At 56.7% G+C, this 13,673-nt stretch carries 11 protein-coding genes and 1 pseudogene; 3 read left to right on the top strand and 9 right to left on the bottom strand.

The genetic code is table 11. The features are described from left to right. The first annotated feature begins 112 nt into the window (after nucleotides 1–112). The gene (locus BST95_RS04200) at nucleotides 113–310 is read left to right on the top strand and encodes a hypothetical protein (protein ID WP_084198275.1); all 198 of its coding nucleotides are present in this window, start codon (nucleotides 113–115) and stop codon (nucleotides 308–310) included. Nucleotides 311–369: 59 nt separating this feature from the next. Here BST95_RS04200 and gltS read toward each other — a convergent pair. From gltS to BST95_RS04170, 6 genes and pseudogenes are all read right to left on the bottom strand, one after another. After that, a pseudogene (gene gltS / locus BST95_RS20325) lies at nucleotides 370–1,562 on the bottom strand (sodium/glutamate symporter). Nucleotides 1,563–1,571: 9 nt separating this feature from the next. Then, complete coding sequence (locus BST95_RS04190) at nucleotides 1,572–2,456, bottom strand: YbaY family lipoprotein (protein ID WP_169843847.1); 885 nt, start codon at nucleotides 2,454–2,456, stop codon at nucleotides 1,572–1,574. Nucleotides 2,457–2,504: 48 nt separating this feature from the next. Then, on the bottom strand, nucleotides 2,505–2,897 hold the full coding sequence (locus tag BST95_RS04185) for a nuclear transport factor 2 family protein (RefSeq protein WP_084198273.1): 393 nt from the start codon (nucleotides 2,895–2,897) through the stop codon (nucleotides 2,505–2,507). 83 nt (nucleotides 2,898–2,980) lie between these two features. Next, nucleotides 2,981–3,823: a DUF1295 domain-containing protein gene (locus BST95_RS04180; protein WP_084198272.1), complete on the bottom strand. Its 843-nt coding sequence runs from the start codon at nucleotides 3,821–3,823 to the stop codon at nucleotides 2,981–2,983. Between the two features lie 281 nt (nucleotides 3,824–4,104). Further along, nucleotides 4,105–5,121 (bottom strand): aldose epimerase family protein, encoded by a 1,017-nt coding sequence (locus tag BST95_RS04175; protein WP_084198271.1) that lies wholly within the window; start codon nucleotides 5,119–5,121, stop codon nucleotides 4,105–4,107. A 160-nt stretch (nucleotides 5,122–5,281) separates the two neighbouring features. Continuing rightward, nucleotides 5,282–6,040: an alpha/beta fold hydrolase gene (locus BST95_RS04170; protein ID WP_084198270.1), complete on the bottom strand. Its 759-nt coding sequence runs from the start codon at nucleotides 6,038–6,040 to the stop codon at nucleotides 5,282–5,284. Here BST95_RS04170 and BST95_RS04165 point away from each other — a divergent pair. Next, nucleotides 5,993–6,373, top strand: coding sequence for a hypothetical protein (locus BST95_RS04165; RefSeq protein ID WP_169843846.1), 381 nt, complete (start codon nucleotides 5,993–5,995; stop codon nucleotides 6,371–6,373). The genes BST95_RS04170 and BST95_RS04165 overlap by 48 nt on opposite strands. Here the strand turns inward: BST95_RS04165 and BST95_RS04160 are convergent. After that, nucleotides 6,363–6,719: a hypothetical protein gene (locus BST95_RS04160; RefSeq protein WP_146004218.1), complete on the bottom strand. Its 357-nt coding sequence runs from the start codon at nucleotides 6,717–6,719 to the stop codon at nucleotides 6,363–6,365. The two genes, BST95_RS04165 and BST95_RS04160, sit on opposite strands and share 11 nt — an antisense overlap. 346 nt (nucleotides 6,720–7,065) lie before the next feature. On the opposite strand from BST95_RS04160, the gene BST95_RS04155 reads away from it, so the two are divergent. Continuing rightward, nucleotides 7,066–7,383: a hypothetical protein gene (locus BST95_RS04155; RefSeq protein ID WP_084198268.1), complete on the top strand. Its 318-nt coding sequence runs from the start codon at nucleotides 7,066–7,068 to the stop codon at nucleotides 7,381–7,383. 121 nt (nucleotides 7,384–7,504) lie between these two features. On the opposite strand, the gene BST95_RS04150 is transcribed toward BST95_RS04155, so the two are convergent. Continuing rightward, nucleotides 7,505–10,135 carry a TonB-dependent receptor domain-containing protein gene (locus tag BST95_RS04150; RefSeq protein WP_084198267.1) on the bottom strand — a complete coding sequence of 877 codons (2,631 nt, stop codon included), beginning with the start codon at nucleotides 10,133–10,135 and terminating at the stop codon, nucleotides 7,505–7,507. An 18-nt stretch (nucleotides 10,136–10,153) separates the two neighbouring features. Continuing rightward, on the bottom strand, nucleotides 10,154–13,669 hold the full coding sequence (locus BST95_RS04145) for a hypothetical protein (protein ID WP_084198266.1): 3,516 nt from the start codon (nucleotides 13,667–13,669) through the stop codon (nucleotides 10,154–10,156). Nucleotides 13,670–13,673: the final 4 nt, after the last annotated feature.

Genomic DNA, 13,673 nt, shown 5'->3' with positions numbered 1-13,673 from the left:
CAGGAGATAAAGGGAGGACCTCTAGACAAAAAGGGGACAACCGCACCAGCCCGGGCCGTGAGCACGGGCCCTGCCTCTCGCGCATGTGCGCCCAGTTCAGGCAGCACCAGCGATGCAACCGCCGGGGGGCGACATCATTGCCGGACTGTTGGATCAGGCAGTGGACAACACTGTCATCCGCACTGTGCCAAAAATCATGACCGGCCTCTTCAACCTGCAGCGCAGCCACGAACAGCAGCGCCACCAGGGCGAGCGCCCGGGCGGTGATGTTCTTGCTGAGCTGGTCAGAGCGCGTCATGTAATGCCTTGATAGGTCGTGGGGTGCGGATTATATACACGCTGCGGTGCCCATGACTACCGGCAGCTGCGCTAACCAAACCAGCTCAGCAGCAGGTTGATCACCATGGCATTGCACAGATCAATGAAGAATGCGCCCACCAGTGGCACCACAATGAATGCCCGCGGAGCCGGGCCCAGAGACTTGGTTACGGCGGTCATATTGGCAATGGCGGTCGGTGTGGCACCCAGCGCCAGGCCGGAGTAGCCGGAACACATCACCGCAGCGTCATAGTTGGCACCGAGCAACCGAAATACCACGAATACCGAGAACAGGGTAATCAAGACCACCTGCGCCACCAGGAGCATCATCATTGAGCCAGCAAGATCCGCCAGCGCCCAAAGCTGCAAGCTCATCAGCGACATGGCCAGGAACAGGCCCAGGCTGACATCGGACACCAGCGCCAGGGAGCGGGTACCCGTGGGCCATTGATACTTGGGCAGGAAACGCGGCAGGCTGTTAGTGAGAATAATGCCGGCAAACAGGCAAGTGACAAACTCCGGCAGTTTCAGTCCGAGCTGTCCCAGCCAATCATTCAGATGAATGCCCACGCCAATGGCAATGGCGATCACCAACAGCACTTTGAGAATGCCATCGACGTCGATAATTTCGTGTTCCTTGTAGCGGAAACCGACAGTGAGATCGACGTCTGTTTCCGGCGCCAGTTTGTAATGCCAGACCAGGAAACGAGCGATGGGGCCGCCGATAATCCCCCGAAGATCAAACCAAAGGTGGCACAGGCCAGGCCAATCTCCATCGCATAGGGAATACCGTACTCACTGGCGAAGGTAGGCGCCCAGGCAATCGCGGTGCCATGACCACCGCTAAGGCTGACCGACCCGGTGAGCACACCCAGCACAGGCGGACCGCCGGTGGCTGTGGCAATGCCAATACCCACCAGGTTCTGCATCATCAGGTAGCCACCGGCCAATACCAGCAGGATGAGCAGCGACTTACCACCCTGTTTGAGCACATCAATTCGGGAAGACAGGCCAATGGTCGTGAAAAACACAATCAACAGCATGTCCCGATTAGCCATATCAAACGTGACTTCGGTATCAGCAAAGGCGTAGAGAAGGCCAAACAGCAACGATGCCAGCAAACCGCCAGTGACTGGCTCGGGAATATTGTAGTTGCGCAGCAGGTTCACGCGCCCGTTGAGGTAGCGCCCCAGATACAGGACCAGAATGGCGACGATTAACGTCTGCCGGGGATCGAGCTCCATGGGATAAGCCTACTGCTGGCTGAACGTTGCGACGATGTCACCCCCGGACAGCAATGCGAGCTTGTCGCCGTCCATGCGGTAGGCATCAACCTTGCCCAGCGTCTGCAAATAACTCTGCTCCAACTGACCGCCGTCAGGGCAGGCCATCATGGTGGTGGCCATATTGCCAAACGACAGAGGAGTGCCATGGGTCGAGCGCCCATCGGAGCTGAATCCACCGGTGTAGCGATTGCAGCCGGCAAAACCGGCCGCGGTGCTCTTGCCCTGGTTCATGTGCAGGTCCACCCGTTTGCCACCGGCTCCCGCGGGGGCTGACTCCCCACCCAGAGTTTCCAGGTACCACACGATGGTGCCCTCTTCCACGTCCTGATCCGAGGCTGCTGCGCCGCCGGTGGCTAACGGCGCCTGGGGCTCAGCCCTGGCGACGCTCTGCACCATCACTTTTACAGGGTTGCCGCTAAAGGGATCGATATATTCGGTATTGGTAAAGCGCAACTGTCCATTGGGATCGGTGATGCGAACACGCAGTGCATAGCGCATCCGTTCATCGATCTCACTGGGCTTGTATTCGATACTGAAGGGGTATGGCGGCCCACCCTGGGGCTTCAGAAGCACGCTGGCCATCACTGTGGCCATGGCGTCAGCACGGGAAATATCTTCCAGCTGTACCTCGACCTCGCTGCCGGGGGGCAACATGATCCGCTCCCGGTAAAAAACCTCACCTTCGATCGTAGCCACTTGCGCAACCTCCTGTACCGGTTCGGACTCCACAACCGCCGGGGCAGCAGGCGCTGCGGCCTGCTCGTCCCCACCGCAGGCGGTGAGACCAAGGGCCAGGGCTGCCACAAGGGCAGCAAGGGGTTTGCCGGCAACGGCGACGTGCTTGTTCAACATGCTGGGACTCCTGTCTGGGATACCCAAACTATAGCCCATGCACGGCGATCAGGCAGATAACTGCTCCAACATCTCGGCCATTTTCTGCTGAACCGCAACTACGGCTTTGAGCGGGCGCAGCATGACCTTGAACTCGGAGATCTTGCCCTGCGCATCAAACGTCAGGATATCCACGCCATTCACGTCCAGGCCATCCACCTTAGTGACAAATTCCAGCACCGCGTGGTCGCCGCTAACCACTTCCTTGACGTAATGAAAGTCGCCACCCACATTGAGAATGTGGAAGGCGCCGGTGAGGTACATCCGGGTCAACTCGCCCCCTTCCTGAGGGGTGTGCAGTACCGGCGAAACAAACACGCAGTCATCGGCAATCACCTCCTCCAGGCGTGAAGGGTCCTTGTTGGCCAGCATGTCGTGCCAAATGCGCAGTGTTTCGGTCATGGGTACCTCGTAAATCTGTTTAACTGAACCGAATAGGCGCAGATGGTAAGTGATCGAAGTTAATCTTCAAAGCTAAAGCCAGACTACCAGAGCTTCAACATCAACACCGGCGTGCGCGCCTTATAGGCTTCGTAATCCTCCTGCCCACCCCACTTGGCTTCTGCCTTCTTTTCCAGTAGCGGCACACCGCTGACTCTCGAGAGCAACAGGTAGACAAACACCGGTGATATCAGGGCAACCAACGCCCAACCATGCAGCGCAGGCGCAGCAATCAGCGCCACACCAAACCACAGCAGAATCTCACCGAAGTAATTGGGGTGCCGGGAACGCGCCCACAATCCCTCGGTAATAAACTGGCCAGCGCCAGCCCGACTGCGGAACGCGCGCTTCTGGCGGTCGGCAACCACTTCTATCGCAAAACCCGCTAACCACAGCAAAGCGCCGAGAATTTCAATTGCACCCACGGGGGATGCGTTACCCGCGCTGATTGCCGCCAGTGCGGCACCCGCAGTAATCAGCACCCACAGGCCCTGCAAGCTCCAGGTAAAGAAGAAACGCAGCGGATTGGGTTTGATCTTGTCAAAGCGATCGTCGGCACCATCCTGGTGAATGCGGGCAAACAGGAAGCTTCCCAATCGACCAGCCCAGATAAGAACACAACCCGCCAGAATCAGCGATCGCGTGTCATAGGCACCGGCCAGTACCAGTGCTAACAGCACGCAGGTGATGTAGGTGGTGCTGCCAATCAGGTCGTAAAACTTTTCTGTCTGCTTCAGGTAGGCCGGCACGAAGGCCACCCACTGGATGACAAATGCCAGCAGCGCACACAGTGCGAATACCGGCAGCCCGGCAAACTCGGCCGACCCCTGGCTACCCGCCCAGGCCACCCCCAAACCAAGAATATAAACGATCAAGATACCGCGCATGGCTTACTCCAAAAGTGTTCAGGCAAAAATATGGCGGCGCACCAGTGCCGCCACAGAGGAAATACAGTGCTTAGAAGTGCCGGTTAGCCTGCAGGTAAGTCGTGCAATGCATAGTACTGTTCCAGGCTGCAATTATTTATAAGTGACAAGTAATTTTCTGTTCTAACGCCTTAAGCGGCCCGGCCAGTATATCGGTTCTTTTGTAAAAGTTTCTAGCCGGTTGATAGAAAAATTTCCCTGTGAACATCGATGCTGGCGCACTGTCCGCCTGGTACAGGCCGTCAGGACTTTGATACGGAAAAGCGGTAAACAGTTGCGCTCTGGTAGACCTGCCCCGGGCGCAATTCTGTCGATGGGAAATGAACCACATTGGGGGAATTGGGCAGCCGCTGAGTTTCAAGGCAAATTCCCTGGTGTGGCCCGTATTGGCAATGATTCTTGCCTGACAACCCTTGCGGGAGAAAATTGCTTGTATAAACCTGCACTGCGGTCTGATCAGTAAACACCTCCAAACGGATACCGGATATCGGTGCCTCAAGGCAGGCCACAGGTGTTTCCAACTGCGTGTCGCCTCCCGCTAAAATCCACGCATGATCAATGCCATCGACACCCATCCTGTCACCGACAGCGGCGGGGCTGGTAAAGTCCAAAAGCGAACCCGCCAGAGACACTAGCGCCCCCGTAGGAATAGCATCCTCATCGAGGTCAGCCACTTTGTCGCTGAAAAGCTGCAGGCGATGATCATGGATACTTCCTGCCGCATGTCCCTCCAGATTGAAGTACGCATGATTGGTCAGGTTGATGACGGTGGGCTTATCCGTGACTGCCTGGTATTCAATTCGCAGCGCATTGTCATCAGTGAGCGTGTAACGCACGGAAACTTCAAGCGCCCCAGGGTACCCTTCTTCACCATCCGGGCTAAGGCGGCGCAGCTGCGCGACACTCGGGCTGGGCTGCTCCAATGACCAGGTATGACGACTAAAGCCCACGCTGCCACCGTGAAGATGATGCGGAGCGCTATTGCGATTCAGCTGATAGCGAACACCATCGAGCGTGAATGTGGCCTGGGCGATACGCCCCGCGTAGCGCCCGACCACACTACCAAGATAGTAAGGATCCTCGAGGTAGTCCTGGACGGATTCATAGCCCAGTACAACGTCGCGCAGTTCGCCTGCCAAATCTGGGACCCGCAAAGATAGTAATGCGGCCCCAACACTGGATATTCGGGCGCTACATCCTCTGCTGTTTACCAACTCCACCGTATGGCGGCGAGACTCAGGGGGTTCTGTCGATGCCATTCGTCATAGAGAGGTCTGTCACCTCTTCTGTTCTCGCTGCTGCAATGTGTTATCGCACTGTGCTTATTCGCAAGGACAATGGCAAGTGACTAAACGCTTAGTTCAGCACAGCTCTCGATCATAGCTCTGCGAGCTGTCATTGATGATCTGGTCGAATCGCTCAGGACAGGCGGGCTAAAAACTCATCAATCGCCAGCCTGGACGCGGGCTCGTTCAAGGTTGGGGCGTGCCCCCGATTGGGAATTTTCGCATAGACAAGATCAGGCTTCCTGACTTGCATTGCCGAAACACAGGTCTTGGCAAGGATGTCAGATGACTCCCCACGCACAACCAGCAACGGCTTACTATCCAGAGTGTCGAACACGGGCCATAGATCGGGAGGAACAGCGGACTCCTCGTTATCGTCTATCGGCTGAGATATGGCGGCATCATAGGCCAGAACCGGCACTCCGCCCTTGTCCCTATGAATACCCTGGGTAAAGCCCAGCCATCTATCATCCGTGAAATCCGGGAAAGCGATGGCCTTGAGTTCACGGGCCTGTTGGATTGCCTCGCCCCAGGTGGTTACCGGGCTGGTCTTGCCGACATAGGCTTTGATCCGGTCCAGTCCACGCTGGTCAATCTCGGGGCCGATGTCATTGATGATCATGCCGCGAATACGTGCGGGTTGGGTGGCCGCCACAATAAACCACATGAATCCACCCATGGAGGTACCGCACAGCATAACCTGATCGATATCGAGGTCGGCAAGGAGTGAGACCATTTCCTGCACATAAGTGCCGGGATTGTAGTTTGCCGTATTGGTATCGTACTCCGACTTACCCCGGCCGAGACAATCCACACTGATGCCCCTGTAGCGCTCGCTGAGGCGATGCGCCAGGCCGGCAAACTCCGCCGAGTTTCGGGTCAGGCCATGCATGCACTGCACCACCGACGGAAAAGCGTCCCGCTGATTGCGTACATCAACAACTCCCCCTACTGGGACGAGAAAATGATGACAAAACTGTTCGATAAACTGGTGCTGGAGTTCATCGAAGCGTTGCGCGGGGCCTTACCTGGCGCTCGCGATGAAGACTTGTACTTGTGCTACCACAATCTGTCGGGGGCGCTGACCCTGACCCTCGCCCAGACCGACAGGATCGACAAATTATCCGGGGGCAAGTGCCGCTCAAGCGACTTTCAGGCGGCCTACGATCATATGATCCCATTCACCGCGGCGGGCTTTCGCCAGGTGTGTGGCGTTACAGGCTGACAGTCACGCGGCGAAAACCACCGCCATCGGCACAGGAATCGCTGCCGACAAAACTTTCCAACCGGGCATCGACCTCGGCATGATCACCGGCATCAATTGCAAACATCAGGCCATCCACGTAGCCGAGCGCTTTGGAAAGAATGTTGTCTCTCTCGAGATCATCAAATCCATCGAGCACGGTATGGGTACGGGCGCCATACTCGTCTTCTGACAAGTAACCCAGCGACTGCTCAGCCAACACACAAGCCAGCTGACGGGACGCCGAAAATTCTTCGGGTGCCAGGGAAAGGCTGTGTGCCGCAGAAGCAACAAAGCTCAGTGTCAAAGCGATAACCAGCGAACGCATATTCATAGATCTGTAAGAGTCAGCAACGTGAGTCGTTTCGACCACCGGGTGGTCGGGCTATTTGCGCCACCATAACGCGGGTTTTTTACAGGAATGTGACCCTTTTTTGACAGACGCTATGAGTGCGTCAAACGCACCACCTTGACCATGACGTCTATGTGTCATGTGTATGAATCAAATATGAATTTTTTGTGACAACGATAGATGGCCAGTCAGATTTATGGGTATATTTTCACCATCACCTAACAGGCTATTGTTATTGTTTTATGACAGAACAATGAATATATGGTCGCAACCCACGGTGTGGCGCAGTTGAACGCCACCCGAGCGCAAGAGGTATTACACAATGAGAACATTCATCGCTGCAGTAACGACGTCCGCCCTGCTGATCACGCCTTGCCTGGCCCTGGCAGAGTCCAATAAAGACTGCCTGCTGGAAGGCACTGTGTACGAATCCGGTGACAGCCAGAGTGTGAAATTTCACTCCGCGAAGAAATATGACGAGGATGCCAATTGCCGCGTTCGCCGGGGTGAAAAAATGGAGTTTAAACTGCCGGAAGATACGCGTCTGAAAGAAGCCCCCTCCGGCAGTACCGTGAAGTACCGATACCAAGAGAACAAGGACGGCACCAGCAAGACTGAACTGGTTTCCGTAGGGGCATAATCGCCGTCTCTCAAGAGCGTCGCCATTTCGCAGGCTGACTCCCGACGCTTGCTAGCAAAGCTTCACACCCTCGAAGACACTTTGAGTCGACAAAAAAAGGGGCGCTAAGCGCCCCTGATCACTAGAACCTGGCCTTCAGGCCAAAGCTGTAAGTCACGCCGGGGTCCCAACGCTCATAAAGTTGCCCACCCTGGGTCAGCTCAACCTCGGAATCGAGGATATTCGCCGCCTTGGCTTCGAATTCCAGCGTGTCATTGCCCCAGGGCAATGCATACTTGAACAGCAGATCAACACGCCCGCGGGCTTCTTCAATAATGTCCGGCGCATTGTTTTCACCCACCAGCGCAATCCGCTCACCGGTGTAGTTGTAAGCCAGGCTGGTGGTAATCCCCAGATCGTAGTCCTCGAACACAAACAGCAGGTTGCCCAATACATCTGACTGGCCCGTCATCTGGCGTTCATTGGAGAACAGAGGTGCTATCTGGCGGCCACCTGTCAGCGGAATATCCGCAGCGGTTTCACCGTCACCAAGCAGTGTCACCTCAGAGTCTATCCACGACACGTTGGCCTGAATGCGAAACCCATCCCACACCGGGTCGAGGTCAAACCAGGTAGCAAAGTAAAGATCCTTGCGGATATCAAACTCCACACCCTCCAACTCTGCTTCCTCGGCATTGAACCAGGTGAAAATATCCCCCTGGGCCTGAATCTTGGCAATCTCGATGGGGTCGGTGAATTCCTTGTAGAACACACCCAACGACATTTCATCCGCGCTGCCGAAATACCACTCCCAACGGGCGTCATAGTTCTCTACATCCGCCGGCTCCAGGAACACGTTGCCGCGGTAGAGGTTCTGGTCCTCGGGATTGCGCAGCGTCGAACCGGTAATCTCCAAAAGACTGGGACGGTTAACCGTCTCAGACCAGGCAAAACGCAGCTGCATATTCTCCACAAACTCCCAGGTCATCGACACTGCAGGCAGCGTGTCGCTATAAGAGCGCTTGACCAGGTTTTCGGTGCCTGGATCTGTATTGCCGCCCCACGCATCGGCGACAATATCAGTTTGCTCGTCGCGCACACCCAACTGTAAGCGCACCGTCGACAGAATTTGAGCATCCCAGGAACCGTAGAACCCTTCTACTTCCTCCGAAGATTCGGCGAACGGGAAAATACCCGAAGCATTCGCCTGGCCTGCCGAGAAATCACGTACGGCGAGGTACTGATCTATCCAGTTGTCATTACTGAACAACTGCCGCGGCGTCTGCCATGCAACATACTGAGGTGTACCGGGTTGTAGTTCGAATCGAAACAGGCGGTCTTCGCTCTCACGAGTACGCTCGTAAGTGGAGTAACCCGCTTTGATCACACTATCGAGAAAGTCCAGGGGCAGTTCGATATCAAAGCCGTATTCCTCAATCGTGTCATCGAGCTTGCTGTAGTTGCGATCAGGCGCCTGGTATACATCGCGCAAATCACCCGCGGCCTGGCTACCCGGATGCACCACGGCCATATTGCCGGAGTTATCTTCGGCGTAGGTATAGGTGCGGGTATCAGGGGCTTCACGGGAACCGCTGCCGTCGACAACCCGCCACTCCAGCAGCATATCGTTGAGGCCGCTGAAGTAATGCTCACCGTTCAGCGAATAGGAAATGATTTCGTTCTCGGTCCACTGCAGGCGATAGCTCTCCACGAAGGTGCCATCGGTCACATCGTCCTCAGAAGAGAAACCGCGGTCCTGCTGCACCTCGTCCTCGGACTGACGCAGATTCAGCGCGGTAACGGACAGCGAGTTGTCCTGGTTGATCTCCCAGCCAACATTGAGGAAGCCGCTCAGGTTCACCGTCTGCTTGGTGATCCAACGCGTGTAATCCACTGTCTGGTTGCTGCCACCGTCCACACCGGTGAACTCATAGCGCGCCAGATCCTTGATCGTATTGTTCCAGATGTTGGTGTATTTGACGTTCGCAAGAATGCCAATGGCCTGGCCATTATCGAGGTCGAAGCGCTTACCCAGTTCCAGATCACCGGAATAGATAGGCTTCATGTCCTTCTCATAGATGTCCCAGTTGTTATAGAAACTGGCTCCGAGATTCGACTTGGCCGGGTAGTCGACGTCCTCAAACTCTTCGCTGGTCAGACCCTGGATGTTTTTGGGGATCTTGCGCGTACCATCGTCCCAACCCCAGTTGTCGTTTTCACCACCGCGATAGAAGATGCCGTCGCCACCCGTGGTCTCGGAGTTGCCACCGATCCTCAACTTGGCCGTCAGGTAATCCTCATCCGGGATTGTCTTGGTACGGATATCAACCACACCACCGGAAAAATCACCTGGATACTGGGCAGAATAGGTCTTCTGTACCAGCAGGCTCTTCACGATATTGTTGGGGACGATATCCAGGGGCACCGTTTTCTGAAACGGTACCGGAGATGAAATCCTTGAGCGATTGAGCAGGGTTGATGAATAGCGCTCCCCGAGCCCGCGGACATAGACGTACTTGCCACCCACGAGACTGAGACCGGATACACGGGCCAGGGTGGCACCCACGGTGGTCTCGGGCACGATGTTCATATCCTCTTCGCCAACCACATTGGAGATTTCAGAGGTGTCTCGCTTTTCATCAGGAATGAACTCACCGAGCACAAAGACTTCTTCGATTTGCGGCGAAGGAACATCAATGTCCTGTGCAACAGTGCCGGCGGAAAGTCCCGCCAGCACTGAGGTGACCGCTGCTGCTAGTCGATTGCGTTTCATGTAATGCACTCTCGTCGCTTACAGGCCAAATACCCAGGAGCCTTTCCAGCTGTCGAAGTCGGAACCGACCACGTCAGAGGATTCAAAGAATCCATCGGATGGCAGAGTGGCGGCCGTCGGAATACTGCCGTCCTGGGTCACGTTAACCGCGCCGTCCAGGTAAATCTGCAGGTCCGCGTTGTCGCCGTCGACAACCTCAGGACAACCGAAAGACGCGCTCTCGATATTGATATCCATGCCTATCAGCCCGATCGAGGTATCGCCATCCACATCGATACAGGTTGCGTTGCCGCTCACCATCACGTTGTAGAGGTCAGCACCGGTGCCGCGGCGGAGGCGAATACCGCGCTCGCCGGAGTTACCCATGATGGACATGTTGGCAATGGTCGGGTTGGAACGCGGTTCGGCGTTCTCGTCACCTTCACGGTTGTCAGCCTCGATACCATTGTCGGCAGAGTCATCAGCCTGGACGATGTGGACATACTGCAGTCGGCCCTGCCAACCGTCGGTCCAGTCCAGCGAGTCGTCTGCATTGCCGCTGAGTACAACGTGCTTGGCATCAACGGTGCCGCCAAAGAACTCGATTCCGTCATCGAGGTTGTTGTGGACCTGGATGAAGTCAACCATGGTGCCGGAACCCACGCCCTGGAAGGCGATACCGTTCAGCTGGTTTTCGGGGTCGACGTTGGAACCTGCGTACTTGACCACAACATAGTTGAGGCTACCGCTTGAGTCGGCGGCATCCGCGCCACCGAACAGGCCGGAATTGGCCTCGCCTTCCTTGGTGCACTCAACAGTGCCGCCTTGAGCACCCTCAGGGCAGTCGTTGATTGGCGCGTTACCGTTGATCACCAGACCACCCCAGAGACCGCGAGTCACCGGAGCAACACCGCTGCCATCCACGTCGGCCAGGCCGGTCAGTGTGACAGGCGCGGTTGCCGTGCCGTTTGCCACAATCCGGGAACCGCGAGATATGACCAGGAAGTCCTCGGCGTCGTCACCGACGATGGTTACACCAGCATCGATCGTCAGGGTTGCTGAGTCGGTGTTATCACCGCCCACGGTCACCTTGCCGTCGAGTACGTAGTAGTTACCCATGGTCAGCTGCATGTCGGCGATGATGCTCTGCGGCAGCAGGCACGAGGGCGTACCATTGATGTCATCACCTTCGGTAATGCCATCGGGACAGCCCGCAGGCTCAGCCGGGAAGTCCGGGCTGCCAAGGTCGATGTCACCGAAGGCCCAACCCGCAGTCCAGTCGTTGGCAGGGTCTGCCGCACCGATGAAGTCAACGGTTTCGAAGTCACCCATGCCCGCGAGATCTACCGGCATGACAGAGCCACCGGTTTGGGACACATTGCCCAGGCTGTCGAGGTAGGACTGCAGTTCGGGGTTGTCACCGTCAACCACCTCAGGGCAATTGAAGGACACGCCGTCAAACAGGATTTCGGTGCCCAGCAGGCCGTTGGAGGTGTCACCGTCGACGTCAATACAGGTGGCGTTGTCGGTAATGTAGGTGTTGTACATGCGGATACCGGTACCGCGGCGGAAACGAACACCGCGCTCACCCGGGTTGCCAACGATGGACATGTTGGCAATCATCGGCGCAGAGCGCGGCATGGCGTTTTCGTCGCCCTCGCGGTTGTCTGCTTCGATACCGTTGTCTGCTGAATCAGCCGCCTGGTTGATCACCAGGTACTGAATGTTGCCCTGCCAACCGTCTGTCCAGTCGAGAGAATCATCGGCATTGCCTGTGAGCACCAAGTGCTTGGCAGAAACAGTGCCGCCAAAGAACTCGATGCCGTCGTCCAGGTTGTTGTGAACCTGCACATAATCGACCATGGTGCCGGAGCCGACGCCCTGGAATGCGATGCCGTTGAGCTGGTTCTCAGGGTCAACGTTAGAGCCGGCGTACTTGACCACCACGTACTTGAGGCTACCGCTTGAGTCGCTGGCATCGGAACCGCCAAACAGACCGGAGTTGGCCTCGCCTTCTTTGGTGCACTCGTCGGTGCCACCAACAGCACCTTCAGGACAGTCGTTGATCGGCGCGTTACCGTTGATCACCAGACCGCCCCACAGACCGCGTGTCGCGTCACTCACACCTGTGCCGTCGACGTCGGCGAGACCGGTGAGCGTGATCGGCGCATTGGCGGTGCCGTTCGCGACTATCTGGGAACCCCGCGAGATAACCAGGAAGTCCTCGGCGTCATCGCCTACGATAGTCACACCCGCGTTCACAGTGAGGGTCGCGGAGTCTGCGTTGTCGCCGCCGACAACAACCTTGCCATCGAGCACATAGAAGTTGCCGGACGACAAGGTCAGGTCAGATGTAATGCTCTGGGGCAAAATGCAGGAAGGCGTACCGTTGATATCGCCACCCTCTGTGGTACCCGCGGGACAACCTGTGCTCGGCAGGTCGCCGCCACCGTTGCTCACGGAACCCGCTACTGTCCAGCCAGCTGTCCAGTCATCGCCACCAAACGCGCCGATAAAGGGTGCTGATTCAAAGTCACCGGACGGTGTGACAGGGTTCACCTGGCCGCCAGTTTGGGAGACTTCTTCTGCGGTATCGAGGTAGGCCTCGACCGCGCCGTCGTCGTCATCCCGATGTGTCTCGGCACAGCCAAAGCTGGTACCGCCGATCGTCAGATCCGTACCGAGCAGGTTGCGCGATTCACCACCAATACGCAGACAGGTACCGGAGTCCACAACAAAGCTGTTAGTCAGGTGAATGCCAGTACCGCGGCGGAAGCGCAGACCGTTCTCGCCACCCAGACCGTAAGCAGACATGTTGGTGATATCGGGCAGTGACCGCGGCTCAGCGTTCTCGTCACCTTCGCGGTTATCCGCTTCGATGAGGTTATCGCCGCTGTCTTTCTGCTCCATGTACAAGTACTGAATGCTGCCCTGCCAACCGTCAGTCCAGTCGAGGGAGTCATCGGCATTACCCGTCAGTACCACGTGGCTGGCGGATACAGTACCACCGAAGAATTCGATACCGTCGTCCAGGTTGTTGTGAACCTGCACGTAATCAACTTCTGTACCGGAACCGACACCCTGGAACGCAATGCCGTTCAACTGGTTCTCTGGATCGACGTTGGAGCCTGCGTAAGAGACAACCACATACTTCAGGATACCGCTGTTGTCAGCGGGATCGTCACCACCAAACAGGCCGGAGTTCGCCTCGCCTTCCTTGGTACACTCAGCGGTGCCACCTGCGACGCCTTCCGGGCAATCGTTGATCGGTGCGAAGCCGTTGATGACCAGGCCGCCCCAGAGGCCGCGTTCGTTGTTCTCAACCTCGCCAGTCACCGCCTTGTCAGCGGTAAAGTTAATCGGTTGCTCGGCTGTACCTTCGGCGCGGATCTGACAACCCTGCTCGATGACCAGGAAATCCTCGTTGGTCGCACCGACGATAGTGGCGCCTTTGGCCACTTCAAGTACACAGGACTGGGCCTGTGATTGAGCGCTGTAGCCGGTGGAAACCAGCAGGCCTGCCGCAACGGCGCTGTAAAGTTTTGTACGGTTCATTCTG

Source organism: Halioglobus japonicus, assembly GCF_001983995.1.
Lineage (GTDB): Bacteria > Pseudomonadota > Gammaproteobacteria > Pseudomonadales > Halieaceae > Halioglobus > Halioglobus japonicus.
This window is presented reverse-complemented; position numbering and strand designations above follow the sequence as displayed.